The 24478-nt window shown below is 67.2% G+C and carries 18 protein-coding genes and 1 pseudogene; 4 read left to right on the top strand and 15 right to left on the bottom strand.

The genetic code is table 11. From position 1 onward, the window contains the following. The 3 genes from AB4Z09_RS12865 to AB4Z09_RS12855 form a co-directional block, all read right to left on the bottom strand. Positions 1 to 1335, bottom strand: coding sequence for an MFS transporter (locus AB4Z09_RS12865; protein ID WP_442239867.1), 1335 nt, complete (start codon positions 1333 to 1335; stop codon positions 1 to 3). A 164-nt stretch (positions 1336 to 1499) separates the two neighbouring features. Beyond that, positions 1500 to 2411, bottom strand: a complete 912-nt coding sequence (locus AB4Z09_RS12860; protein ID WP_442239866.1) for a LysR substrate-binding domain-containing protein — start codon at positions 2409 to 2411, stop codon at positions 1500 to 1502. Positions 2412 to 2492: 81 nt separating this feature from the next. Further along, entirely contained in the window at positions 2493 to 3923 is a 1431-nt protein-coding gene (locus AB4Z09_RS12855; protein WP_442239865.1) for a DUF1254 domain-containing protein, read from the bottom strand. A 187-nt stretch (positions 3924 to 4110) separates the two neighbouring features. On the opposite strand from AB4Z09_RS12855, the gene AB4Z09_RS12850 reads away from it, so the two are divergent. After that, positions 4111 to 6093: an acyl-CoA dehydrogenase family protein gene (locus AB4Z09_RS12850; protein ID WP_442239864.1), complete on the top strand. Its 1983-nt coding sequence runs from the start codon at positions 4111 to 4113 to the stop codon at positions 6091 to 6093. 13 nt (positions 6094 to 6106) lie between these two features. Here AB4Z09_RS12850 and AB4Z09_RS12845 read toward each other — a convergent pair whose 3' ends face one another. The 7 genes from AB4Z09_RS12845 to AB4Z09_RS12815 all read right to left on the bottom strand — a co-directional run bounded on the left by AB4Z09_RS12845 (position 6107) and on the right by AB4Z09_RS12815 (position 13553). Beyond that, positions 6107 to 7057: a DUF808 domain-containing protein gene (locus AB4Z09_RS12845; RefSeq protein ID WP_442239863.1), complete on the bottom strand. Its 951-nt coding sequence runs from the start codon at positions 7055 to 7057 to the stop codon at positions 6107 to 6109. A 260-nt stretch (positions 7058 to 7317) separates the two neighbouring features. After that, positions 7318 to 8241 (bottom strand): ketopantoate reductase family protein, encoded by a 924-nt coding sequence (locus AB4Z09_RS12840; protein ID WP_442239862.1) that lies wholly within the window; start codon positions 8239 to 8241, stop codon positions 7318 to 7320. A gap of 208 nt (positions 8242 to 8449) precedes the next feature. Continuing rightward, positions 8450 to 9337, bottom strand: a complete 888-nt coding sequence (locus tag AB4Z09_RS12835) for an STM4011 family radical SAM protein (RefSeq protein ID WP_442239861.1) — start codon at positions 9335 to 9337, stop codon at positions 8450 to 8452. A gap of 2 nt (positions 9338 to 9339) precedes the next feature. Continuing rightward, positions 9340 to 10704, bottom strand: coding sequence for an STM4012 family radical SAM protein (locus AB4Z09_RS12830; RefSeq protein ID WP_442239860.1), 1365 nt, complete (start codon positions 10702 to 10704; stop codon positions 9340 to 9342). Next, entirely contained in the window at positions 10701 to 11525 is an 825-nt protein-coding gene (locus AB4Z09_RS12825; protein WP_442239859.1) for an STM4013/SEN3800 family hydrolase, read from the bottom strand. Before AB4Z09_RS12825 ends, AB4Z09_RS12830 begins: the two co-directional genes overlap by 4 nt. After that, a complete protein-coding gene (locus tag AB4Z09_RS12820; protein ID WP_442239858.1) occupies positions 11509 to 12603 on the bottom strand; it encodes an STM4014 family protein in 1095 nt (364 codons plus the stop codon). The genes AB4Z09_RS12825 and AB4Z09_RS12820 overlap by 17 nt, the downstream gene beginning before the upstream one ends. Further along, a complete protein-coding gene (locus AB4Z09_RS12815) occupies positions 12600 to 13553 on the bottom strand; it encodes an STM4015 family protein (protein WP_429517036.1) in 954 nt (317 codons plus the stop codon). The genes AB4Z09_RS12820 and AB4Z09_RS12815 overlap by 4 nt, the downstream gene beginning before the upstream one ends. 126 nt (positions 13554 to 13679) lie before the next feature. Here AB4Z09_RS12815 and AB4Z09_RS12810 point away from each other — a divergent pair, with 126 nt between their 5' ends. Beyond that, positions 13680 to 14453 carry a hypothetical protein gene (locus AB4Z09_RS12810; RefSeq protein ID WP_442239857.1) on the top strand — a complete coding sequence of 258 codons (774 nt, stop codon included), beginning with the start codon at positions 13680 to 13682 and terminating at the stop codon, positions 14451 to 14453. On the opposite strand, the gene AB4Z09_RS12805 is transcribed toward AB4Z09_RS12810, so the two are convergent. Next, positions 14441 to 14860: a hypothetical protein gene (locus AB4Z09_RS12805; RefSeq protein ID WP_442239856.1), complete on the bottom strand. Its 420-nt coding sequence runs from the start codon at positions 14858 to 14860 to the stop codon at positions 14441 to 14443. The genes AB4Z09_RS12810 and AB4Z09_RS12805 overlap by 13 nt on opposite strands. A gap of 522 nt (positions 14861 to 15382) precedes the next feature. Here AB4Z09_RS12805 and AB4Z09_RS12800 point away from each other — a divergent pair. Then, positions 15383 to 16000, top strand: a complete 618-nt coding sequence (locus tag AB4Z09_RS12800) for a cutinase family protein (protein ID WP_442239855.1) — start codon at positions 15383 to 15385, stop codon at positions 15998 to 16000. A 1319-nt stretch (positions 16001 to 17319) separates the two neighbouring features. Continuing rightward, positions 17320 to 18126, top strand: coding sequence for a hypothetical protein (locus AB4Z09_RS12795; RefSeq protein WP_442239854.1), 807 nt, complete (start codon positions 17320 to 17322; stop codon positions 18124 to 18126). 965 nt (positions 18127 to 19091) lie between these two features. On the opposite strand, the gene AB4Z09_RS12790 is transcribed toward AB4Z09_RS12795, so the two are convergent. The 4 genes and pseudogenes from AB4Z09_RS12790 to AB4Z09_RS12775 form a co-directional block, all read right to left on the bottom strand. Next, on the bottom strand, positions 19092 to 19523 hold the full coding sequence (locus AB4Z09_RS12790; RefSeq protein ID WP_442239853.1) for a hypothetical protein: 432 nt from the start codon (positions 19521 to 19523) through the stop codon (positions 19092 to 19094). Then, on the bottom strand, positions 19516 to 21660 hold the full coding sequence (locus tag AB4Z09_RS12785) for a hypothetical protein (protein ID WP_442239852.1): 2145 nt from the start codon (positions 21658 to 21660) through the stop codon (positions 19516 to 19518). Before AB4Z09_RS12785 ends, AB4Z09_RS12790 begins: the two co-directional genes overlap by 8 nt. Further along, complete coding sequence (locus tag AB4Z09_RS12780; protein WP_442239851.1) at positions 21657 to 23489, bottom strand: hypothetical protein; 1833 nt, start codon at positions 23487 to 23489, stop codon at positions 21657 to 21659. Before AB4Z09_RS12780 ends, AB4Z09_RS12785 begins: the two co-directional genes overlap by 4 nt. Beyond that, a pseudogene (locus AB4Z09_RS12775) lies at positions 23486 to 24478 on the bottom strand (hypothetical protein); the annotation flags it as partial. The gene AB4Z09_RS12780 and the pseudogene AB4Z09_RS12775, both read right to left, overlap by 4 nt.

Raw genomic sequence — 24478 nt, 5'->3', positions numbered from 1 at the left:
CTACACAACTTCCTGCGGGGACGGACGGGAGGACTGGGTACCGGGCACCTTCAGCAGCAGGATGCTGGCGAGGCTGATCAGGGCGATCAGCACGAAGTAGCCGGTGATCGCGAGCGATGTCTCGAAGCTCGCGTACAGCGCGGTGGCGATGATCGGGGCGAGGCCGCCGCCGAGGATGGCGCCGATCTGGTAGCCGAGGGAGGCGCCCGAGTAGCGGATCGCCGGGGGGAACAGCTCGGCGAACAGCGCGGACTGCGGGCCGGCGCAGCAGCCGAGGGTGAAGCCGAGGCCGATCATCGCGACGACCATCACCGGCAGCACGGCGGTGTCCATCAGCGGGAAGAAGACGGCGGCGGCGATCACCAGCGCGATCGAGCTGCGGACGTAGACCGTCCGGCGGCCCAGGGTGTCGGACTTCCACGCGCTGAACGCCATGCCGGCCATCCAGAACGGGCACGAGCTGATCAGCAGGAACAGCATCGTGGTCTTGCTGAAGCCGAGTTCGGACTCGCCGTACTTGAGGACGTAGACCATGTACGCGTAGGCGATGCCGTTGGTGGCGATGAACGTGCCGCCGGCCAGCAGGACGGTCTTCCAGTGCTTGGTGAGGACCTCGACGATGGGCAGCTTGTCGGGCTTGCCGTCGTCCTTGGAATCCTTGGACTCCTGGAACTCGCTGCTCTCCTCGAGGCCGAGGCGAATCCACATCGCGACCAGGACGAGGACGGCACTGAGCAGGAACGGGATGCGCCAGCCCCACGCCTTGAACGTCTCGTCGCTCATGAACGCGGTCAGCGGCAGGTACACGAGGTTTGCCACGAGGACGCCGGCCGGCACACCGATCTGGGGTGCGGCGCCGTAAAGGCCCTTGCGGCCCTCGGGGGCGTTCTCGGTGGCGACCAGGACCGCGCCGCCCCACTCGCCGCCCACGCCGAGACCCTGGATGAAGCGCAGCGTCACCAGCAGGATCGGGGCGAAGACGCCGATCGCGTCGTAGTTGGGGAGCACACCGATGCCGACGGTCGCGAAGCCCATGAGCAGCAGCGAGATGACGAGCATCGACTTGCGTCCCACGCGGTCACCGAAGTGGCCCATGACGACGCCACCGATGGGGCGCGCGATGAATCCGACGGCGAGGGTCGCGAACGAGGCCAGCGTGCCGGCCAGATCCGACGAGTTCGGGAAGAACTGGTGACCGAGTACCAGGGCGGCAGCGGTGCCGTAGATGAAGAAGTCGTACCACTCGATCGCGGTGCCGACGAAGCTGCCCAGCGCGGCCTTGCGGGCCTTGCGGTGCAGCACCTGCGGCGGGGTCGCCGTCATGGTTGCCGTCATGAGTTCGGTGCCTTTCACATCTGGAAGCGCAGGGAAGGAACCACCCGCACGCGCGCCGACGAAGCGGCCTGCAGGACATCTTGACCTGGATCACATCGCGTGAAAAGCGCAAGAAGTCGGGGTGAATACCCACAAAACCTGTGGTTATGGGTGGGTGACGCCGATCAGTCGGCCTCGGCGAACTCGACGAACGCGCGGGCGGCCCGGCTGAGCAGCGCGTCCTGCGACCACACCAGCAGGATGTCCACCTCCGGCACCGGCGGCTCCACCTCGGGCCGCACCACCACACCGAGACCCTCGTACGTGACGTCGAGCTGGGGCCGCTGGATCAGCAGCGTCCAGCCGAAGCCGCGCCCCACCAGCGCGCGGGCGGTCTCGAAGTTCTTCGGCCGGAACCGCACGCGTGGGGTGAACCCGGCATGGCTGCACATCTGCAGCGCGTGGAACGAGCTGGGCGGGGCGTCGAGCAGCACCATCGGCTCGTCGGCGAGTTCGGCCAGCTCGACGACCGGGGCGTCGGCGAGGCGGTGGTCGGCGGGCAGCAGGATCGCGGGCTGCCGGGTGTCCATCCGGGCGCGACGCAGCGCGGGCGACAGGTCCAGGTCGTAGACGATCGCGAGGTCCAGCTCCCCCGAGACCAGGCGTTGTTCGAGCCGGTCCTGGGTGTCCTCGACGAAGTCGACGGTGACCCCCGGATGGAGCTGGTTGAACTCGTACAGCAGCCGCGGCAGCAGCGTCGGCCCCAGTGACGAGTAGCAGCCGATCGCGAGCGGACCGGTGAGCACACCCGTGGCGCCGGACGCCTCCGCGGCAAGGTCACCGGCCTGCTCGAGCAGCGCCTTCGCCCGCATCAGGACCCGTTCGCCGGTGGGGGTGAGCTGCACGCCGTGCGCACGCCGGCGCACGCACAACTGCGACTTGAGTGCCCGTTCCAGTTCGGTGATCGCGAGGGACACCGCGGCCTGCGAGACGTGCAGCCGATCGGCGGCGGCGCGGATGGTGCCGGTCTCGGCGACGGCCACGAAGACGAACAATTGGCGCATCGTGTACGCCGGCGGCCTCGCCGAGCTGACCATGATGGTTATTACCTCCCAGGCACCGATTCTCGCACCCCGCCGAATGGACGAGCCGGGTGGGAAGTCGGGCACCGGGCCTGCTCAGCCCCGTCCCGGCGCGGCCTCCACGATCTCGCTCGGGGCCCACGCCCCGTCGAACCACGGCTGCAGGGGCCCGTACAGCCGGAGCACCGGGAACCAGCTCTTGTCGGGGAGCGTGCGGATCCAGTTCGTCTCCCGGCCGGGCGGCGGATTCGGCCCGAACCACAGCACGAACGAACCGTCCTCCTCGGGCACGACGGTGCCGGTCAGACTCATGACGCTCGGATAGGGATTGTCGGTCTGGATCAGCGACCGCGTCTGGGTGTCGTACACGTCGACCGACCAGAAGTTCTTCGCGGGCSGGTTCGGCGGGAGGGTGAGACGGTAGGTCTTGCCGCCGTCGAGGATCGCGCCGTGGGCGTCCTCGGCCGTGTAGGTGTACGCGGACCCGGCCCCCACCTGGGCGTGCGCCATCGCCGGCGTGATCACGGTGGCGAAGTAGTGGAACTGGGTTCGGGCGTCGAGCAGCCGGGCGTGGTCGCGCAGGAACTCGTAGCTGCCGCCGACGAACGCCTGCTTCCACGAGGAGCCGGGGTGCAGAAAGCTCTCCGGGTCGCGCGGGAAGTACACCAGTGCCCGGCTGATGCCGGCGGCGGTTCTCGCGGCAGCGTCCAGGATGCCGCGGAGTCGCTGGTCCGGGGTGAAGGGGCTCCCGTGCCGGATGCCGATCGCCGCAAGCTGGCCGGCCCGTTCGGGATCGAGTGCCTCCGCGGGCTCCTCCTGAACCAGTTCGTCGATCTCCTCGAAGAAGGAGAAGTCGTTCGCATGCACGGTGTTGAACTTTTCGTCGGCGATGTTGACGAAAGCCATCTCCGGCGGGTTCGCGGCGTCGGCGAGCCGGTAGACGCGGGTCTGCTTGACGGACTCGACCCCGCCGAGCGCGCGGAAGATCGCCCAGTTGGTGAAGGTGGGGGTCCGGTAGACGAAGTAGCCGTCGGGTTCCTCGCCCTGGTAGCCGGGCGGAAGGAAGAGGTACTTGCCGCCCTTGCCCCGGTCCGGCCCGGCGATGCCCATGTCCGCGACGTAGCGGAACCAGAAGTCGTCCACCACGCACAGCGAGTCGGTGGGCGGCTCGACGACGACGGGGCCGTCGCGCAGATCGAGGAACATCGTGGCGTAGGTGGTCTCGGTGTTGGGAGTCAGGAACAAGCTGCCCGAGTTGGCTCGCGGCTCGGTGTAGGCGATCGTGCCCAGGCCGTCGATGCCCACGCTGCGGAACCCCCGCCGCATCGCGACGAGCGAGGCTCCGGGAACCGCGCCCAGGAACACCTCGACGCCCCGCAGGAAGTCGAGCCCGTCGTACAGACTCTTCGTGGTCTCGGGCAGGGGCACCCCGTCGAAGAACTCGAACGTGCCGATCGGGGTCTGGACCCGGTCCGGCATGCCGACCCCTGCGAGAGCCTGCGCGAGGGCGTCACTTGAGTCGTTCACCTGTGCCTCCTGGTGGGCGTGGATTCGTCGGCGTGCAGCGCCGACGGTAGGTGAGGGCAGGTCCGTCCACCTCACCCGCGCGAGGTGATCCCTTTCGCCGGCGCCCGCCGAGGGGAATACTCGCCAGTAGCTTTGTCAGTAGCTTTGTGGACAGGTTCTCCGATCGCTCTCGTCTAGGAGGCAGATCATGGTGACACCGACCCAGGTCACGGAAGAACAGGCACGAGAACTAGCCGAAGAGTCCCGGGAGAGCGGCTGGGACAAGCCCTCCTTCGCCAAGGAACTGTTCCTCGGGCGATTCCGGCTCGATCTGGTGCATCCCTTCCCCAGGCCCGGCGCCGCCGACACGGCGCGGACCGAAGCGTTCATCGCCGAACTCGAGGAGTACTGCCGCGACCTCGACGGGTCGGTGATCGAGCGCGAGTCCCAGATCCCCGACGAGTACGTCGCGGGCCTGACCGAACTCGGCTGCTTCGGACTCAAGGTCCCCACCGAATACGGCGGGCTCGGCCTGTCCCAGGTGGCCTACAACCGCGCCCTCATGGTGGTGTCGTCGGTGCACCCGAGCCTCGGTGCGCTGCTGTCCGCGCACCAGTCGATCGGAGTGCCGGAACCGCTGAAGCTGGCCGGCACCCCCGCACAGAAGGCGGAGTTCCTGCCGCGCTGCGCGAAGGGCGCGATCTCGGCGTTCCTGCTGACCGAACCCGACGTCGGCTCGGATCCGGCCCGGATGGCGTCGACCGCGACACCGACCGAGGACGGCTCCGCCTACATACTCGACGGTGTCAAGCTGTGGACCACCAATGGTGTGGTGGCCGAACTGCTGGTGGTGATGGCACGGGTGCCGCGCAGCGAGGGGCGCCACCCCGGCGAGCCGGGCAGTCATCACGGCGGTATCAGCGCGTTCGTGGTGGAAGCGGACTCGCCCGGCATCACCGTCGAACGCCGCAACGCCTTCATGGGTCTGCGCGGAATCGAGAACGGCGTCACCCGACTGCACCAGGTCCGGGTCCCGGCCCGGAATCTGATCGGGCGCGAGGGCGACGGCCTCAAGATCGCGTTGACCACTCTGAACGCCGGCCGGCTGGCGATTCCCGCGATGTGCACGGCGGCCGGCAAGTGGTCGCTCAAGATCGCGCGCGAGTGGTCCGCGGAGCGAGTGCAGTGGGGTAGACCGGTCGGCGAGCACGGCGCGGTCGCCGCGAAGATCTCGTTCATCGCGGCCACCACGTTCGCGCTCGAGGCAGTGCTGGAGCTGTCCGGCCAGATGGCCGACGAGGCCCGCAACGACATCCGTATCGAGGCCGCGCTGGCCAAGTTGTGGGCCAGCGAGATGGCCTGCCGCATGGCCGACGACCTCATCCAGATCCGCGGTGGGCGCGGCTACGAGACCGCCGCGTCGCTCGCCGCGCGCGGTGAACGCGCGGTGCCGGTCGAGCAGTTGATGCGGGACCTGCGCATCAACCGGATCTTCGAGGGCTCGAGCGAGATCATGCGACTGCTCATCGCCCGCGAGGCCGTCGATGCGCACCTGACCRCTGCCGGCGACCTGGCCGACCCCAAGGCCGACCTGCAGCACAAGGCCAAGGCGGCCCTCGGCGCCAGCGGCTTCTATGCCAAGTGGCTGCCGCACCTGGTCTCGGGCAAGGGGCAGCTGCCCAACTCCTACAGCGAATTCGGTGCGCTGGCTACACATCTGCGGTTCGTCGAGCGCAGCGCCCGCAAGCTGGCACGGTCCACGTTCTACGGCATGGCGCGCTGGCAGGCCGGCATGGAGAAGCATCAGGCCTTCCTCGGCCGGATCGTCGACATCGGCGCCGAACTGTTCGCGATGTCGGCGGCGTGCGTGCGCGCCGAGATGGACCGCACCGAGGATCCCGCCCGGGGCGCGACAGCCACCGACCTGGCCGACGCCTTCTGCCGGCAGTCCCGGCTGCGCGTCGACCGACTGTTCGCGGCGCTGTGGGAGAACACCGACGACACCGATCACCGGATCGCCCGCGACGTCCTCGGCGGCGAGTACACCTGGCTCGAGGCCGGCGTGCTGGATCCGTCCGAGGGCACCGGACCCTGGATCGCCTCCTGGGCGCCGGGCGCCTCCACCGAGAAGAACCTGGCCCGGCGCTACCCGGCGGTGACCGACGCGAACGCCGAGGAACCGGCCAACTAGAGCCGCAATTCCGTCAGTGCGCCGCGCTCTTCTTCCGCTTCGGAATCAGGTGCTCGATCAGGACGACGAGCGCGCCGACGACGAGTCCGACGAGGGCGGACGCCACAGTGCCCGCGGTCCAGGACAGGACGCCGCCGAAGCCGCCGTGCGCGAGGTCGCCGAACCAGTGTTCGAGGTCATGGAGGCGATCGGCCGGCCAGTGGAATCCGGCCTCGCCGACGTTGACGATCAGGATGTGGCCGCCGACCCAGAGCATCGCGGCGATTCCGACGACGGTGAGCACCGCCATCACCTTCGGCATCGCGGCCACGAGGCCTCGGCCGATCCGCTGGCTGACGGACGACGTGCGCCCCGCAAGCGCGAGGCCCACGTCGTCCATCTTCACGATCAGGGCGACGACGCCGTACACCAGGATGGTGATGAGGATCGCGACGACGATGAGCACCATCAGCCGGGTGAAGAACGGTTCGTCCTCGACCGAGGACAGGGAGATCACCATGATCTCGGCGGACAGGATCAGGTCGGTGCGGATCGCACCGCTCACCATCGTCTTCTCGCGTTCGGGTCCGCTCAGCGCTTCCGCCGCGCCCTCGTCCTCGTGATGACCACCGGTGAGCGCCTCGTAGACCTTCTCGGCGCCCTCGTAGCAGAGGAACAGGCCACCGGCTATCAGTAGATAGGGCAGGGCCTGTGGCAGGAACTGACTCAGGATCATCGCCACCGGCAGGATGATCAGGAGCTTGTTGCGGATCGACCCGATCGCGATCTTGCGGATGATCGGCAGCTCCCGCTGCGGCGAGAAACCGTGCACGTAGCGAGGCGTGACCGCGGTGTCGTCGACGACCACCCCGGCCGCCTTGATGCTGGCCTTGCCGGCCGCGGCGCCGATGTCGTCGATGGACGCCGCGGCCGCTTTCGCGATCGCTGCGACGTCGTCCAACAGGGCCACAAGACCACCAGCCACGGGAACCTCCCAGTTCGAATGTGCAGAGCCGGTCGAACAACGCGCGGTCGCGGGCCGACAGAGAACGGTACCGAACCGGTGATCACGGGCGCGCGCGAGACCGATCCTGAGGCGCCATGCAGCCCGCTCCGGCCGGCCGCCGTTCCGGCGTGCTGGACCCGAGTGAGGGCACCGGACCCTGGATCCCTTCCTGGGTGCCGGGCGGCTCCGGCGGTCGGCAGACCGGGTAGACACCGCGGCAAGCGATCCGGAGCATGGAGTCACGACAATTCTCGGGTGAGCAGGTCGAGATCGGGCGTCGCGCGACCCGAGCTGTGAACGGCCGTCAGCAAGCCGCCGACCAGCAGCCGCATCTCGTCGGAGGCGGCGCGGGTGTGCGCTGCGAACCAGAGCTCGCCACGCGGGCCGGCGAACACTCGCCGCCAGTACGAAACCACGAACACGTTCGGCATTCGGTAGAGCGCAGACAGATTGGCTGGGATCTCGGTGTTCCCGCCTGCGCGTAGCGCCGCGAATCCTTGCCGCGTGGCCCGCACCATCATCCGCAAGACCGGCCGATCGGCGGCGAGTCGCGCCGGGTCGGTGCCGACTCTGAAGAGTGCGAACGCGATAGGCACAACGAACGCGGCGTGCGCGAGGAGCCAGCCCGCTATGTCGGTACTGGTCGCGGTGGAGAAGCCCGCACGGTTCAGTTCGGCACGGATCTGTCGGATTCGCGGTGTGATGGTGCCGTTGGCCTCGCCGAGCATCGTCTTCTGCCGGCCGATCATGACGTACTCGACGACCGGGCCGGTACGCGTCCCGCCGACCGCGGGGAAACCGAAGAACACTCGATCACCAAGTGCAGCGATGATTTCCGACTCGCGGCCCGCAGTGTTGCCGAAGAACAGCACGTCGGTCCCGTCGGCCATGGCGGCCAGCACCGGCAGCGTGTCCACGAGCTGCTCGGCGCGAACCGCCACCAGCACGAGGTCGTAGCGCTCGCCCTCCGGCGTACCTGTGTAGCGGACGTCGAGCGCGACTCGGTTGCCGTCGGCACCGCGGTCGTCCAGGATCAGACCGTTGCTCCGCAGCTCGCCCAGGCGTTGCCCACGGGCCAGCAGCGATACGTCGTGACCTGCCTGCAGCAACTTGCCGGCGTACACGCTGCCGATGACACCTGCCCCGAACACCAGGACGCGCATCCGATCACCCCTCACGCCGATGCCGCGGCACATCAGCGCCGCAGCGCCGCCATGCGACGAACGTCTCGACCAGTGTGGTCCTTCCTCGAGCTCGCATACCCGTATCCCGCCCTACTTATGCACGCATCGCGGCACGCCGGATCCCCGGCGGCCGAATGGTCCCGTGAGCACGTTGTCGGCGAGCGCCATGGCCCTGCTGCAGCTATGCTCACCGGCGCCCATCTGCGGGGGTGCCGAGCGAGGCGAGCGGCAGCCATACCGCCTCGGACGGGATCCGCTCCAGCACACCGCCGGCGAAGACGTCGTACAGCGGAAGCTGCTCGGCATGGACGTACCCGATGTGGCAGTCGCACACGTCCAGCGGACAGGGCCGCGGTCGCAGCGCCTGCTCGAAGGAGCCGTCGTAGAGGTTGCCCAGTTCCTCGGGGACGAAATGGCAGCGCCGGACGGTGCCGGCACCGTCGACGGACACCACCGTGTCCCCGGTACGGCACGCGCGCCCCCGCGTCGGATGCGGATGCCGGCTGAACGCGAAGAGCGGGTCGATCCCGATCCAGTCGGCCGCGTCGGCGTCGGTGTACTCGTGCCCCTCGGCGGCGTTGACCCACAGGTACACCGAATCGGGCAGCTCGGTGCGCAGCCGACGGGCGGCCTCCAGATGTTCCGGTAGTCCGACGACACCCACGCTGAACCGCACGCCGAGCGCGGTCAGTTCGGTGGCCTTGGTGAGGAACCGGTCGTGGGGCGTCTGGCCGGGGTGGTACGTGCACCACAACGCGACCGCGTCGCGGTCGGCGTCGGCGAGCCAGCCGGTGCGGCAGCTGAGGTTGGTCTGGATCGCCACCCGGCGAACCTGCGGCAGCCGGGACAGCGTCACCAGGGCCCGCCGGTACCAGGACCGGACCAGGCCCTCACCCCACGGCGTGAACAGGATCGACAGCTCCCGGTCCTGGCCTTCCACCCATGCGCAGAAGCGCTCGAGCGCGGCCCGGTCGGCGCGCAACTGCTCGGGGGTGTCCCGGCGTTTGGCGAACGGGCAGTACGGGCAGTCGTAGTCGCAGGACGCCAGCGGTCCGCGGTACAGGATGGTCAGCACCGTCAGCGGCCTTCGTACTCGGCCATCGCGTCCCGCACCTGGGGGGAGAACAGTTCCGGACCGAGGGCGTCGGAGTACGCCAGGCCCAGCTCGGTCAGCCGCAGTCGGCCACCCTCGAAGAGCAGCCATCCGCGTTCGGTCCACCGGTCCAGCTCGGCGCCGAAATGCTCGCGCGGGTCGGCCACGAATCGGGAACGGTAGTCCGCCAACGGCATTCCCGTGGCCTGCAGCACCGACTGCAGCAGGTGCCGGCGTCGGGCCTCGTCCTCGGTCATCGTGTGGCCCACCACGGCGCGGCGGAAATCCGAGGTGGTGCCCGCCACGTAGTCGTCGATGATGGCACGCACCTCGTGCGCGCCCACCGCGTAGTCGAAGGAGTAGTGCAGCTCCCGGGTGTACGACCTTGCACCACAACCGAGTCCGATCATGCCGTCGGTCTGGCAGGCGTAGTCGTTCGGACCGAGATCGGGCGCGTCGGCGCGGCGGAACATGCGCATCGACTCCTGGATGTAGCCCGACGCGAGCAGGTGGTCGCGGCCGCGGCGGTAGAGGTCCAGGCGGTGCGCGTCCCATTCCGGATCGGGACCGGCGCCGCGGCGGGCCAGACCCGTCAGCGGCCGCACGTACAGTGGGTACAGGTACAACTCCTCGGGACGCCAGGCCAGCGCGGCGTCGAGGGAGGCGGCCCAGGATTCCGTTGTCTGGCCGTCGATCCCGTAGATCAGATCGATGTTGAGGACCTCGATCGCGGCGTCGCGGATCCGCTGCAGGGCGGCCTCGACGTCCGAGCGTCGCTGCGGTCGGACCGCCGCCCGGGCCTCGGTGTCGTCGAAACTCTGCACGCCGAGGCTGAGCCGGGTGACGCCGCGCTCGGCCAGTACCGCGAGCCGGTCGGCGGTGGCCGTCGCCGGGGACGCCTCCACCGACAGGGGGGCGGCTCGCAGGTCGGCGCCCAGGCCTTCGGCGATGTCGCACAGGCGGTTCAGTTCCGCCGCGGTCAGGTAGGTGGGGGTACCGCCGCCGAACGCCGCGGTCGCGAACCGGGCCGACGGTGCCAGGGCCTCGCGGACCGCCTCGGCCTGCCGCTCGAGGGCGTCGAGGTATCGGGTGGTCAGCTCACCCGGCGCGCCGACGCGGGTGAAGAGGTTGCAGAATCCGCAGCGCACCTCGCAGAACGGCACATGCAGATACAGCGACAGTGCGTCCTGCGGTTCGCCCGCCCACAGCTCGGTCAGGGCGGGACGCGGGCGCAGCGGCCGGTATGCGGTCTTGTGCGGGTACGCGTACACGTAGTTCTGGTACGGCGGAACGTATCCCGTCGGCGCCACACCCGGCGACATCGGCAGGGGCAGGTCGATCGCGGTCATCGTGGTCCCTCGAGGAAGAAGTGGGCGTAGGGCACCGTCCACACCGCGGGATGGCCCAGCCGGTGCCCGGTGTAGCCGTCCTCGCCGTACGTGGTGCCGTGGTCGGAGCACACGATCGCGAAACACCGACGCCTGCTCGACATTGCCGCGAACAGCCGCCCGATGTGCCGATCCACGTACTCCAGCGCCGCCGCGTGGGTCTCGCGACTGTCGCCGTGATCGGCGGTGGCCCCCTCGGCGTGGAACCAGTTCGGTTGGTGCAGTGCGGAAACGTTGACGAACAGGAACAGGCGGCGCTCGGCGGGAAGCCGGTTCACCACCCGTGCCGCGAGGTCCACCTGCGCCTCGAACGACGTCGGCGACGTCACCCCGAGTTCGGGTGACCAGTGCGCCTCGTCGAACATGTCGGGCAGCACCGAGCCCAACGCACCCCGGCGGTTGAAGAAGCCGACACCGCCGATGCACACCGTGTGGTAGCCGACGGCGGCAAGGCCCGCAACGAGATTCGGCTCCGCGAACACGAATGTGCCGTCCGCGGTCGATTCGCTGYCACCGAACTCGGCCGCGAACAGTCGCGGGTGCGGCCCCTGCCCGACCGGTGTCGGGAGGAACCCGGCGAACATCGCCTGGTGCGAGGCGTAGGTGAAGCTGCCGGGGGCATGGCGTTCCTCCCACCGGCCACCGGGCAGGTGCCGCGCGAGGTTCGGGATCCGACCGGCCGCCGCGAGTTCGCAGGCGACGTCGTAGCGCAGGGTGTCGAGCGTGATCAGCAGGATGTCGTCGGAGCCGACGACGGTGTTCATGTCAGGCTGCTGCAGCATCGGCCCATCCTTCGATCGCGGCCAGTTGCGTCGCATAGGTGTCGAGCCCGTCGGCGCGGCCCGGAAGGCCGGTCAGGCCCGGGAGTAGGTCGCCGAACGCATTCACCTCACCGACCGCGGCACCGCCCCAGTTCGCGGCGGGCAACAGATCCACCCCGACACACAGGCTGCGCGGGAAGCAGGCGGCGGCCCGTTCTGCGACGGCGAGCGCGCTGTCCCAGCCGTAGCCCGCGGCGTCGAAGCCCGCCCGCGCGGTCTCCAGGTCGCCGCGTTGCCCGCCCAGGTGCAGGTTGGTCATGGGGTGGGCACTGGTACGCAGCACCGCATGGGTCGCCCGCCCGGCGATCACCACCACCCGCAGATCGGCGGCGCGACCCTGCCGCGACGGCTTCGGCAACCACGCCTCGATGTGCAGGCGTTCGCCGGCCAGCGCGTCGATCAGGGCGCCGACCTCGGCTTCGCTCGTGAGTCGGCGCACCCGCAGCGAGTTGTAGACACCGTCCGCCGCGATCTCCACGCTGCTGCGCGCCTGCACGCGACCACCGGAGGCGGTCTCGACGGCGACCACCCCGGCTGCGGAGGATCCGTGCGCGGGCTTGACGAAGAACCGCCGCAGCCCGGCCGCCGCGGCCAACTCGCGCACCTCCGACCAACTCCGCGGCACCGGCGCGTCACCGCCGGATGTGGGTGAAATCGGCACCGGCACATCACTGTTCGCGAGGGCGGCGTGGCACTGCCGCTTGTCGAACAGCACGGCCAGATCCTTCGGATCGGTCAGTCGGCGCCCGCCGCGCAGCGTGCCGACCGCGGCGAGCAGCGACGCGTACCACCGCGGGCCGTCGGCGATCCGCGTCGGATCTCCGGCGCCGCGCAGCAGTGCGTCGACATCGGGGTCCTCGCCGGGCGAGTCGAGACGCACCCACTCGTCGGCGTCGAACCGCGCCCCGCGCTCGGTGAGTACCTCGCGCCAGGACACCACCCGCGGGGTGGGCATGCCGGAGCGGGCCGCGGCGTCCAGCAGCATCGTCACGCGACGGTTCTCCGGATTGCCCACGACCGCCAGTCGAGGACGGGTCATTCGCTGACCGCGACCGACCGGTAGATCGTTCCGTCGTACTCGTCTTCCTCGGCATCCTCACCGTCGAGGTTCAATTGCACTCCGGACGGTTCGAGTGCCGCCCGCAGACGCTCCCGCATGCCGGCGCTCAGGTAGTTGTGGTGCAGGTCCAGCGATTCGAGGTGGGTGAGCGACTGCCCGGCGACCAGCGCCTCGGCGCCCGTGTCCTGCAGGATGCCCTTGGACAGATCCAGGGCACCTAGCTGCGGAACGATCGGAGCGGTCGCGACGGCGGCGGCGATGTCGTTCTGATACTCGCTGTTCGACAGCGCGAGGCGCGTCAACCGGGGGAGCTTCTCGCCGGTGAGGATGGGCGCGAGGTCCTCGACGGTCGAGTCGGCGCCGTATTCCTCTGTGCCCAGCCACAATTCCAGGTCGGTCAGGGCCGGAAGATCCGACGCGGCCACGGCCCGGACCACGTCGGCGGGCAGGCCGCCCGTTTCGATCACCAGGCTGCGCAGGTTCTCGTGCCGGACCGGGGTCAGTTCCAGTTGGGTGCCGCCGCGGACCCCCAGGTGCTCCAGCCGAGGAAACGCCGTGAGCAGGGCGGTGACGTCCGACTGCACGATCCACGAGATCTCGCAGTCCTCGCCGGTCATGTCGCCGAGGAACAGGGACCGCAACGCGGGGAGTTCGTCGGCGGCCGCGACGAGAGCCGCCACGACGTCGGCCGAACTGACGTCGTACGGATCGGCCCAGCTACCGACGACGATCGCCTGCACGGTCGACGGATCCACCGCGGCACGGAACTTCTCGAATGCCTCCTGCCACTCGATCTCAGCGTCGTACGAGGCCACCGAGATTCGCCAGGCGACCGGGCCCTGTGTGGGCACGGTGGGGGCGGTGTCGGTGTCGATCGGGAACTCCTCGACGGGAAGGCCGTGAAACTCGTTCTGCAACTCGCTGATCACCGGGGGGCGCTCCTGATCTCGGGTCGGTTCGATGGGCATTATGCCCGACTTCGGTTGTTGGTCCGGCCGAGGTTAACCCGGCGGTCCGACACCATCGTGTCGGTGCCGTCCCGCACACTGGTCTGCGTGAGAACGGTGCTGGTACCCGACGGCGACGGTGCCACGCTGATCCGGACGGACGAGTCCGGCCGGGCACTGGGCCAGCCGCTGCGCCTGAACGACGTTGCTGCCGCGGTCCGCGAGATCGAGGCCGCCGAACACCCACGCTGGGTGTGGGAGGACACCGCGCGGGTGTACTCGCCGCTGCTGGCGGCGGGGGTGCGGGTGCAGCGGTGCCACGATCTGACGCTCACCGGCGCGCTGCTCGAGACGCGTGCCGGCCGGTACGTCCCTGTGGCCGAGACCCCGGTCGACGATCGACTGGGCCTGTTCGACGCCGTCCCGTGGACTGCACCGGACGTGATCGTCGAGCGGCACCGGCGRCAGGCCGAGGCGATCGAGGGTGATCCGCGGCTGCGACTGCTGGTGGCCGCCGAGTCCGCGGGCGGACTGACGGCGGCGGAGATGAGCTTCGACGGCCTGCCGTTCTCGGCGGCCGCGCACCGGGCCCTGCTCGAGGAGGCGCTCGGTCCGCGCGTACCGGAGGACATGCTGCCGGACCGCCTGCGCGCGGTCGCCGACGACGTGAGCGCGGCGTTCGGTCGCCGGGTCAATCCGGCGTCGCAGCCGGAGGTGGTCGCGGCCTTCGCGCGAGAGGGCATCGAACTGCACTCCACCCGATCTCTCGCCTATTCACCGTTGTTGCGACGAGGTAGCTCGCTACGGCGGCTGGAAACGACTTGGTTCGGTTCCCACACACATCAGTGGAGCACCAACAGGACAATCGACTACGGCACGTAGACGGTCACGACGCCTGGTGTGTATGGGCCGGCGGGGGAAGTGGCGGCGATGACGACCTGCCCGGTTCCGGTCGGCAGGGTCGCTTCCGGGTAACCGTCCGTTCCGGCCGCCATCTGGGCGGTGCCGGAGGCTCCGGTCGACAGGTTCAGCCAGTGCATGTCGCCCGGGAGTAGGCACGCTCTTATGCCGTCCTTCGGGCCGGTGATCGTCACGGTTCCAGGTTGTTCGCCGACTACGGCCCAGCAGCGGATTGAGGGAACGTCGAGGCTGCCGTTCGGGTTTCCGAACGGCGCCGGGTTGATCTGGAACGGGACGGTGACCGCGGCGGATGCGACGGCAGCCGGTGCCAGCACTGCACCGGCGACGATCGCAGCGCAGGCGACCGATCGGCGAACAAAATCGAGCATGACGACCTCCAAGAACATTCGGGGCCAGGTTTCGTCACTCTACGGCTCACCGCCCATGATGCCCGCCCTGTTCGCGCAGCTGGAGCACACCTACACCCGCCAGCGCACCCCAGGCGACCCAAGATGTAGCTGAGCTGACGACCCGGACCAAGCCTGCGAACCGGGACGCACCCTCCGCGAAGTCAGCGATCCGATTCCGGGTTCTTGAATCGAGTGCACTCTCAATAGATTGGAAAGTGCGCAGCAGAGACTTTGGGAAGCGAATCGGACTACCAATCGCGACGGTCTCCCTTATTGAACTCAATCCGAGCGGAGCGGGAATCAAGCCGGAGCCAAGTCGGGATCGCACCCCATCGATATCGGAAAACTCTGCCGCCAATCTGCATCCAATTCAAGGAAATGGAGGCATATCCGCCTGGGGTTGGATGGCCAGAAAAAAATCGACAGCTCATGACATGCATCGAGCCGCCGCAGGAAATCTAGCGACCGAAGCATGACGAAACCTGAGGGGAGCGGGAAGTCATGAAACGACTCATCTTCGCATTGGCAGCGATGCTGGGGCTACTGGGCGTGTTCACACCCATGGCATCAGCGGAAACTCCGATCAACCAATGTGTCGGCACCTGGTCCGTCGTCGTCGGCGGACTGAACAACAACAATTCGGACGGCTTCTTCAACCAGAACCAGCGCGTCGGCTACAACAGCTACGACACCCGAGCCGGGGTCAACGAATTGAACCGCCTCACGCGGGATCATCGCCGGTTCTGCCCCGGCGACCACATCAAGATGGTCGGCCATTCCGGTGGCGCCGCGGTCGTGCATGTGTGGCTGACGGAGAACGGCACCGGATTCGGCAACATTAACGCCGTCCTGCTCGCAGACCCGAAACGCCCTGCGGGGCCGGGCGGTCCGGGGTTCGCGCAGACCGACTTCCCGTTCAACCTCTACCCGCCACTGGCCGGGGCTGACAACTTCTACAGCGGAGTGCCGGTGTGGACGGTGTGCAACAACAGCGACCACATCTGCAACTCGCAGGCGACCTGGGACGGCTACTTCGTCGGCGGCACACACGACGCCTACGACAAGGACGTCAACCACTACTCCGACTGGGGTAACGGCCAGGACTACCGCTGGTTCTGAGACCGGGCTACGGCCGACGACATCTCGCGCAACGTCGCCGGCCGTAGCTTCCTGGATGGTCGCCCGGCGGCGGCGCTCCATCGARACCTGGCCGAGCCAGTCATGTGGATACGCAGGGAAACTCCTTCGCGTCTGCGTCCAGACCGGGCCCCCGGTCTGATCCGGTGCTGGGGGTTTTGCCTGTTTGGCGGGAAACGAGTGCATCGTCAATACCGTTTGAACATGGGGGCACTACTGCAGGGGTGGAGTCGCGCTTGGACGCGACAACGGCTACGTCTACTGCGTCGACTGTGCCGAGCGCTCAGCAGTGCTGCGGACAAGGTGGCACACCAACTACGCCGCCTGCGTTGCCCTTTCAGCTTCTCGCGACGTTCGATGCCCGATCACCTCGCGATGGTCGCGATCCCACGGACCTGGTCGCCGGCACGAGCCCACACGAAGCGATGGAATCGGCGACACCGCATCCCCAGCGTCACCGACACCAGCCAGGAACCCGAGTCTCTCGAGCGGTGAGCTCGCAGTAGCCGAGCTACTGCGAACTTGCCGCTCTCCGTGTCTCTAACTACCGATCTTCACGGATATGGAGCAAGGACATGGCCACCATCTACATCGATGCCACACGATTCTCCGCAGTCGTCGTCTGCACCTGCGGCTGGCGAGGCATCACCGGAAACCTCGTGACCGCATGGGGCGTCGGAGCAGCCCACTTGAGGATCTGCCACGAAGACCTCCCCTCTGCACGTCGCGCCCTCCCGGCCGCACGCGACGCCCGATACCGACGACAGGCGAAAGCCTCTGGCCAACAAAGAGACTCTGCCGGCGGCAATGGACCTTCCCCGCGCGTAGACCGCACCACCCGGCCACCGCGGCGCCCCGACACGGCCACCACCGGCCCCGAACCCGCCTGACTCCCCGGAACGGTGGTGGCGCTGACCACCCGAATTGCTCGAACATTCGGGAAACGAGTGCACTCTCAATAGATTAAATAGTGCGCACCAACGGCCTACCTCAATGACAGAAAGGTCTCCAGGCCAATTTCATCAGCTCTCGTTCGAGTCGACGAATGCGCGCAAGAAATACATCCGGGCCGAACGGCTCTATTTGGCGTGTCCGCGAATCGCAGATTTGAGGCCGGGAGTTCACCGCGATGGAACGCGCATCAGCAATCCCTCACCGTCACCAAGAAAGAGGAACAAATGATAAGAACACTCGAAGTCTCGCAGTCGGAATCAGCGCATTCCTCACGTGATGGCGCGCCCCGACACGGCCCCACAAGGCCCCGTGATCGGCCGGGGATTCACCCCCGCCTCCAACCGGATATGGCTTCCCAGGCCGTTCGCCCTCCTGATGGAGCAAGCCCCATCGTCCACCAGCCCCCCGAATTCACCGGGATCACCAACAGAAGGAAAATCATGAAACGCATTCTGATCGTCCTCGCATCGATCGCAGCCTTCGTGCTGCCGATGCTGGCCTTCGCTCCTGCCGCCCAAGCCCAGATGCCGACCGGTGTCGTCACCAACGGCATGGCCTGGGTACCGAATCCGAACGCCGTGCCGAATGCGACCGATCCCCCGTACTGCACGCTCGGATTGGTTGGCACGGACTCTTCCGGCAACAAGATCGCGATCTCGGCGCGTCACTGCGTGGAGGCCAAGGGCATGTACTTCGACGGGGCTCCGGTATACCGATGGCTCGCCAACGGCACCGCTGGCGCGCAGTTCGGTACCATCGCACATCGTTCATCGGGCACCCACCTGGGCGGGTATGGCACCGACTGGGTCGTGATCAAGCTCAACGCAGATGCGGATCTGTTCTCGAACGGTCCGGGTGCTCGGATCGACGGCATCGGCAACCCCCCGGCCTTCCCACAGGTGCTCTGCAAGGACGGCGTCACCACGGGCGTCAAGTGCGGCGTCGTCACGGGCACCTCGCCGGGGCGGATCGCCTCGATCGCATTCGCGCTGGGTGGAGACTCCGGCGGGCCTGCATGGATCGACACCAACTACGGCAAGATCGTCGGTCTGGTGCGGGGTCCGGGTGAGTTCATCTCGATTCACGCAGTGCTGTCGGAGATCAACTCCGGGACCAACCCTGTAGGTAAGGGGCTGGTTGTCACCAACAACTGATCACAGACGACAGCGGGTCAGCGGAGATCGGGAATCGCTGGCCTGCTGTCGTTTCTGGGTCAGGAGCAGTAGCCGCCCAGCCAGCAGGGCACGTTATCCAGGGCCCACTGTCGCTGCTCCTCGTTGAAGAACGGTGGCCACAGCAGCCAGTAGATCAACGGGAAGTCGCCTCCCATATCAATCGCCTCCTTTAGGGGCAGTGTCTGCCGAGCTCGCACGGGATCACGGCCCAGACCGTGCACCGCCACTTCCACAGCAGTGGGAGTTCCCACATTCAGCTACTAGGGATGATGTGCAATCCCAGGCGCCCGACGGTACCGACCCTGTCTCTGGCCAGGCTAGACCTTGGTGATGGCTGAACGGAAGGTTTTGAACGGGCATCCGCTCCGCCTACCAGTGGAAACAGCTGTCAACGCGCCTCGGATCGAACTTTCGACACCAAATACTGTCTCGCCATCACCGTCACCCGACGTCCACTCGCCGTCGACGCCATGGCGTGCGTCGACCCGGCGGTTCTCGAAGCCGCGCGGATTCTCGGGCTGCTCGCAGAATGCCGGCGAGTGAAGGGACAACCCAAGAGCGACCACTGCGGATTCCGGCGGTAGCCACCACAGGCCCGATCGCGAAGCTGGGGTCAGCGCGAATGTCCCGCCGACAGCTGATCTCGCATGCGCAGCTTCTCGATCTCCGGCCACCCCACCGCATCGGCGCCTCGGGGGTGCCGGGCTCCCGCTCCATCGGCGCAGCCTGTAGACGGAGCACCGAGAGCATCACGCGGGTTTCCCACTCAGGTATGCATGCCTTCTCCATGAGCTGTGCGGCCGGGTAGAGCTGTTCCCGCTCGATGCGGTGCACTTCCTCGGCGCGTCAGCGTTCGCCGTCGCTGGGGTCCGGCTCCCCGAAGACCTCGGGTAGCTGCGACGTATCGCATCGCTACCAGGGCGTTGACCGTGCCGAACGGCAGCTCAGCGGATCCGATCAGGTCTGTGATCCCTCTCGCTCGGTGCACTTTGTTGTGAAAATGCCCGCACGTTCGATTCACGAGCCGCGAACCTGCTCCGTTCGATGTGGAGTTCGTGGATAACTTGGGCGTAGTGGTTGATCTGCTCGCGCAGTCTCTGATTCTCGGTTCTCAGCCTTCTGTTGTCGGCTTCGGCCTTCTTTGCGCGTTTGTCGAGTGTTTGGAAGGCGGTTGGCACTTCGTCGGCCGCGGCCGCCTGGCGGCGGAACTCGGCTGCGAGGTCGGTGTGTTTATGGGTGAGGAGCCATCGTTTGACGCCGGCCTCAGCGGCGAGTTGAAGGATGGTTAGTGCGCCGGTCGAGCGTTCTGGGGTGCCATCGAGGAGGCGGCACATGGCTGCTTGGATTGCCGCGCGTTCGGCGGCACTGTCAGCCACCTCCGTTGCCTTCCCGCTGGTTGTGTCGGGTGACGATCGCCTCGAGCCGTTCGAGTTCGTGTCTCTCGCGGGCGAGTCGCAGCGGTGGGGCCAGAGGGTCGTCGACGAGTTCGCGCAGCCGCTGGGCCTCGGTTCGGAGGTGGTCGATGTCGCGGTCGGTTCGGGCGATATTGCCGCAGTTGGGGCGGCAGTCGGACAGGTCGGGTGTTCGGCGTGTGTTGGTGTCGTCCGAGGCCAAGCGGCACGCTGCGCGGTTCGGATCGAAGACACAGGTCATGCCCATACCGGGGTAGATCTGCAGATCGGGATTGGCGAGCAAGGCCCGGGCTTCTCGATTAGTGCGCAGCGCGCGGCCGGAGAATCGTTGCGCCGCCTCGAGCCGATGGCGGTAGAGGTCGGCGGCGGCACCGCTGACCTGTTCGCCGGCCTCGAGTCGTCCGTGAGCGTCGGCGAGGACGTCCAAGCGGGCCAGCCATTCCTCAAAGGCGAGGTCATCGGGAAACCCCGACGCGTATGTTCCGGCGTATCCCAGGGTCATCTGCACCTTCAGGTGCCCGTATTGGATTGCGGCAGCGACCAGCCCCCGGGGTTTGCGCGCGATGAACCAGGCGAGGGTGCGACGCAGACGACGCCCGGTGATGTTGGGGTGAATGGGATCGGTGGGTATCGAATCCGTGCGGTCTCGGTCGGCGCAGTAGACGTTCACCCAATCCACCAGTTCGGCGATATCTGAGCTGATCTTGGTCGAGGTGCGGGCCTGCCCGGTGCGGAACTGGCGTGCACCAGGCTGCAGCTGTGTGGCGTGTTCGCCGAGAAGGTGAGGGAAGAGAAGCTGATGGTCGTGCAGGGACTCCAGGCAGGCGACCGCGGTGGCCACTGGTTCGGCAACGACCCACGGGTCCGGGCGTACCCGCCCTTCGGGCAGTGAGTTTCTGGACGCGTCGTGGACGCCTTTCCAGTGCCGGCCACGGAGCAGCAACAGGCCCGTCACGGCATCGCGTTCGAGGCATCCTCGTTCGAGTGTGAGGACTTCGCCGGTTCTCATTCCCGACAGGTAGCCGATCGTGATGAAGCAGGCAGTGCCCAGATGTCGTGCGAGACTGCGCGCTTCATCCTCGTCGATGGGGGTGTCCCGCCATGGAAGCCCGTCGATCGTTCCTGAGACCGGCACGAGCAGATTCGCCCCCTCTCGGATCGGAAGTCCGGAGGTCGCGAGAACCTCGAAGTTGGTGGGCCTTTGCAGAGCCGCCGCACTGCTGTCCAACAGTCTGCCGAGGTACGCGAGGTTGTAGGTCAATTCGCAGTCGGGGGTGCGACGTCCAGGCAGTGGCAATCCGAGGCGGCGGTAGGCGCGGAGGAGGTCACGAACGTCGGCGGCAAGTTCACCCGATGCGCGGCGGTACCGGCCGGGCCGATCGCGGCTCGGCCGCGTACGGGCGTGGAGGCGTTCGTACTCGTGGAAGCCTGCGGTGATGTCGGCGGCGAGGTCCTCGACGAATCGCAATGACCACGCGAGAAGGGCGTTCATCGTGTCTGGGTGGATACGCGGGGTTGTCAGTTCCTGATTACGGGTGTGTCCGAGGAGATGGTGGAATCGTTCGCCGTTCCACGGCGGGGCTGCGGGCAGCCGGTCGTGCTCGGGGAGAATGGCGCGATAGGCCCAGATCTTGACGACGGCCGCCAGGAGATCTTCACGGATCGAGTGTGTTGTCTCCGCTGATTTGACGTACGCGAGGTAGTCATCGAGATCGGCGGTCGTGACCTGCGAGAATGACGCACACCCCCGGTTCGCGAGCCAGTCGGTGAACGCTCGAAAGAACCGCAAACCGGTCGCGATTGTCTGGATCGCGGGCACACGCGCGCGGTGGTTGTTGACGACTACTTGCTCGCCATCGTGGTTGATCATCTCCCAGTACAGTCGTTTGAGGGATTGACGGAAGTCCGCGTGTACCGACGCGAAGTCGAGTCTTGCGGCGTCGGAGTGTGGGGCGAGTAGCGCAGGCGTGAGATTCCAGCGGTCGGCTCGAAATCTCGACAGGGCCTCGCGATCCGTGCCCGGTCGGAGTGGGCGATTGAGCAGCACGACGGTCTCTGCTTGGGGAAGCGCTGCGTTGACGTCGCGTGCGGCAAGTGTCATGACATGTCCAATGTGCGCGAGAGGAGTCGGCGAGCGAGGTCACGCTGTTCGCTCGTCACCTGTATGCGCGCGTCCTCTATCGCGATTTCCGGGTATCGGCTCATCAGGTCCGAGAGTTGCGCGACCGGACCGGCGAATCGTTCGACCCATCGCCGTGGGGTCATCTCGGATGATTTGCGCTGCAACTCGTCGTGAACCTCGACGATGATGGGCAAGTGCGCCGGTGTGGCCCGGGCACAGGGGCATGACAGGCACAGCAGGAACGACGCAGTGCACGACTGGCCAGCAGGGGTGTGGGGCCCATGGGTGTTGTCAACGCATCCGGCGAGGACTGTGTCGAGCCGACCGTTGACAAGCGCTGTGAGCACGTTCGGTGTCACACCTGTTTCAGCGGCGACTGAGTTCGCGTCGAAGCGAACTCGATCTACCTGATCCGAGGTCAGGGTCCGCATCAGAGTATGCCGCCGCGCAGCGGTCACTTGTTCGTCGAGCGTGGTGGCCACGATTTGTTGGTACTCGGCGAGGTTGCCGCGATGCCGCGCGAGATACTCGTTGGCCAACGTTTGCTCGGTGTGCGCGACGGGCCGCTGATGCTGCTCCAGCCAGTTCATCCGAAGTCGGCGGCTGTCCAACATCAATGGAATCTTCTGACCCGCCGCATCGATTGTGTCGCTGAACAGGCCGGCCGACCGTCCCCACTCTCCGATCACGTTCCGCCGCAGGCCGGGAAGGAACTTCATTCCTCCCTTGGGCGTGAAGTAGGCGAACAGCATGTCGGTTCCGACACGGTCACGCACAGGGCCGGTGATGTCGAGGATCGCCTCGTACACGGCAAGAGCGGTTGATAGGTCGAGGCGGTCGGTGCGGCGAGGCCCGGGGTCGTGCAGGGGGACGTTCATGTGGGCGTGCGCGCGACCGCGACGCGCCTTGACCATGTCGACGATCGCAGTGCGGGTCTCACTGGCGCCACCGTCGGGTCGATGGTGCACGGCTGGCATCTCGCGTACCGACGACAGGTTGTGCCCGGTCAGGCAGATGAACAGCGCTGCTGCGGCACCGAGGTCCTGTGGCGTCGGATACAGCTGGGCGAAGAGGGCGGCTGTTCCCCCGTGAGCGGTCGATACATGGTGTCGCGATCCACCTGGATAGCGCGGCACCTCGTCGTGTCGGTCGATGTGATCGAGCAGCCAGCCGAGTTCCCACCGATGCGTGTCACTTTCCCTTTCGATCTCATCGGCACGCCAGCTGGTCAAAACCGCGCGGCCTGCGTGTATCCGGCGCACGCATCCGCGCAGGTGGGCCCGTGCCGCGGCAGTGACGCGCGTGAACTCCGCTTCGGTGTAGGCCGGGATCTTCCTGGGTTCCCGGATGATCTGGGTGCGCTGCATTCGTGCGCTGAAGTCGGACGAGACACCCGTTGCGTGCCGTATCACGGTGCGCAGATTGATCATCAGTGATCTGCGGTTCGACTCGCGCTGAGCAAGCAGGTAGCCGTCCCAGTGAGTGCCGCGCAGCTGATCCGGAGCAGCAGGTGGGGAATCGAGAGAATCGAGATACCGCGCGAAGGACCGGATGGCACCCAAAAGGCTACGCGCGGAAGTGAGCGTCCGGGCGCTGCCGCTCGGTCCGGTGCCGGCAGCGAGGGCGTCGGCGAACCATTCACGCATTGCGTTCGACACCGGCAGATCGGAAAGATCGAATTCGGTCCGCTTCCCTCCGCGCTCCGGGTAGAACGCAACGCGAAAGCCCATATCGCCGCCCAGATCCCAGCCGACAGCAGGTCGATATCCGGCGGCGGGGAGCGCGGCACGACGGCCGGGGACCGTCACGCGAGCGGATCCGTGAGGACACGGGGATCGGTCCTGAACAGTTCGGCCAGCAGGCCCTCGATGACTGCGCCTTGCGCGTGTTCGATCAGCAGTGAGACGTCCAGATCGCGGAATGGCTCGAGGTACGTATTCATCGTCGTCGCAACGTCCGCGTGCCCCAACAGTGTCATCACGAAGTACCAGGTGTCGCCGAACTGGGCGCGATAGTCTCGCAACTCGTCCCCACTGAGATGAGCGAACCGTCTCTCGTAGAGCAGTCTGCCCACCGAGAACCAGCGCAGCGCGAATGAATGCCGCAGCATGTGCGCAGTCACGGTGAGCCCGATCAGGCCCGCACGCGAGACACGCTGGTTCGCGGTCGCGAAAGTGTGCTGCCAACCGTGCGGGCTGCGTGGCAGGCCATCCTCGTTCAGCCACACAGACAGCGGCATCAAGCCACCACGATCCTCGCGGAACAACCGAAGTCGCGAGTTGGGACCGAGCGCGTCGAGCGAGACAGTTGACCCAACGCCCTTGCGGTCACGAAGTTCGATGCGCCGGCCACCGAGTACGCGCTCCACGATGCGACGGTCCTGCACTCGCTCGTAGCGGCCGGCTTCACGCGCGCGACGAACCGCCTCCGCTCGCTCCCCTTCGAGGTACGCGTGCACGTCGCTGAGGGTTTGTAGCGGCATCCAGTACCGCCGTCCACGGCTGCCTTTCGCGCAAGCTGAGGCCAACCGACACGTCGTGAACCCCCGGGTAGCGTCGTCGAGCGGCAGCTCGACCTCCAAGACACTCGCCCATTCGGTCAGCCGCAGACCTGTCCCGTACAGGCCATCCGCGAACGCACAGTCAGGTTGCGTCCATGAAGATGGTGTACGAACCGGAGCCGATTGAGATGGCCGGCGTGTCGTAGCCGAACGAAAGACGGTCACCGCGTGATTCTTCGAGAGACCTACCAAGTCGACTCGAGACAGGACCACACGATGACCACTGCCCACGATGAT

It is taken from the genome of Rhodococcus sp. TAF43, assembly GCF_052113525.1.
In the GTDB taxonomy this organism is placed as follows: Bacteria; Actinomycetota; Actinomycetes; order Mycobacteriales; family Mycobacteriaceae; genus Prescottella.
This window is presented reverse-complemented; position numbering and strand designations above follow the sequence as displayed.

What these genes read in the sequence shown, in the direction of transcription:
- AB4Z09_RS12830 (WP_442239860.1), bottom strand. Translation starts at nt 10,704, where the DNA reads ATGACCGCGATCGACCTGCCCCTGCCGATGTCGCCGGGTGTGGCGCCG.
- AB4Z09_RS12840 (WP_442239862.1), bottom strand. Translation starts at nt 8,241, where the DNA reads ATGCGCGTCCTGGTGTTCGGGGCAGGTGTCATCGGCAGCGTGTACGCC.
- AB4Z09_RS12795 (WP_442239854.1), top strand. Translation starts at nt 17,320, where the DNA reads ATGGCTTCCCAGGCCGTTCGCCCTCCTGATGGAGCAAGCCCCATCGTC.
- AB4Z09_RS12785 (WP_442239852.1), bottom strand. Translation starts at nt 21,660, where the DNA reads ATGACACTTGCCGCACGCGACGTCAACGCAGCGCTTCCCCAAGCAGAG.
- AB4Z09_RS12800 (WP_442239855.1), top strand. Translation starts at nt 15,383, where the DNA reads ATGAAACGACTCATCTTCGCATTGGCAGCGATGCTGGGGCTACTGGGC.
- AB4Z09_RS12820 (WP_442239858.1), bottom strand. Translation starts at nt 12,603, where the DNA reads ATGACCCGTCCTCGACTGGCGGTCGTGGGCAATCCGGAGAACCGTCGC.
- AB4Z09_RS12860 (WP_442239866.1), bottom strand. Translation starts at nt 2,411, where the DNA reads ATGGTCAGCTCGGCGAGGCCGCCGGCGTACACGATGCGCCAATTGTTC.
- AB4Z09_RS12805 (WP_442239856.1), bottom strand. Translation starts at nt 14,860, where the DNA reads ATGCTCGATTTTGTTCGCCGATCGGTCGCCTGCGCTGCGATCGTCGCC.
- AB4Z09_RS12865 (WP_442239867.1), bottom strand. Translation starts at nt 1,335, where the DNA reads ATGACGGCAACCATGACGGCGACCCCGCCGCAGGTGCTGCACCGCAAG.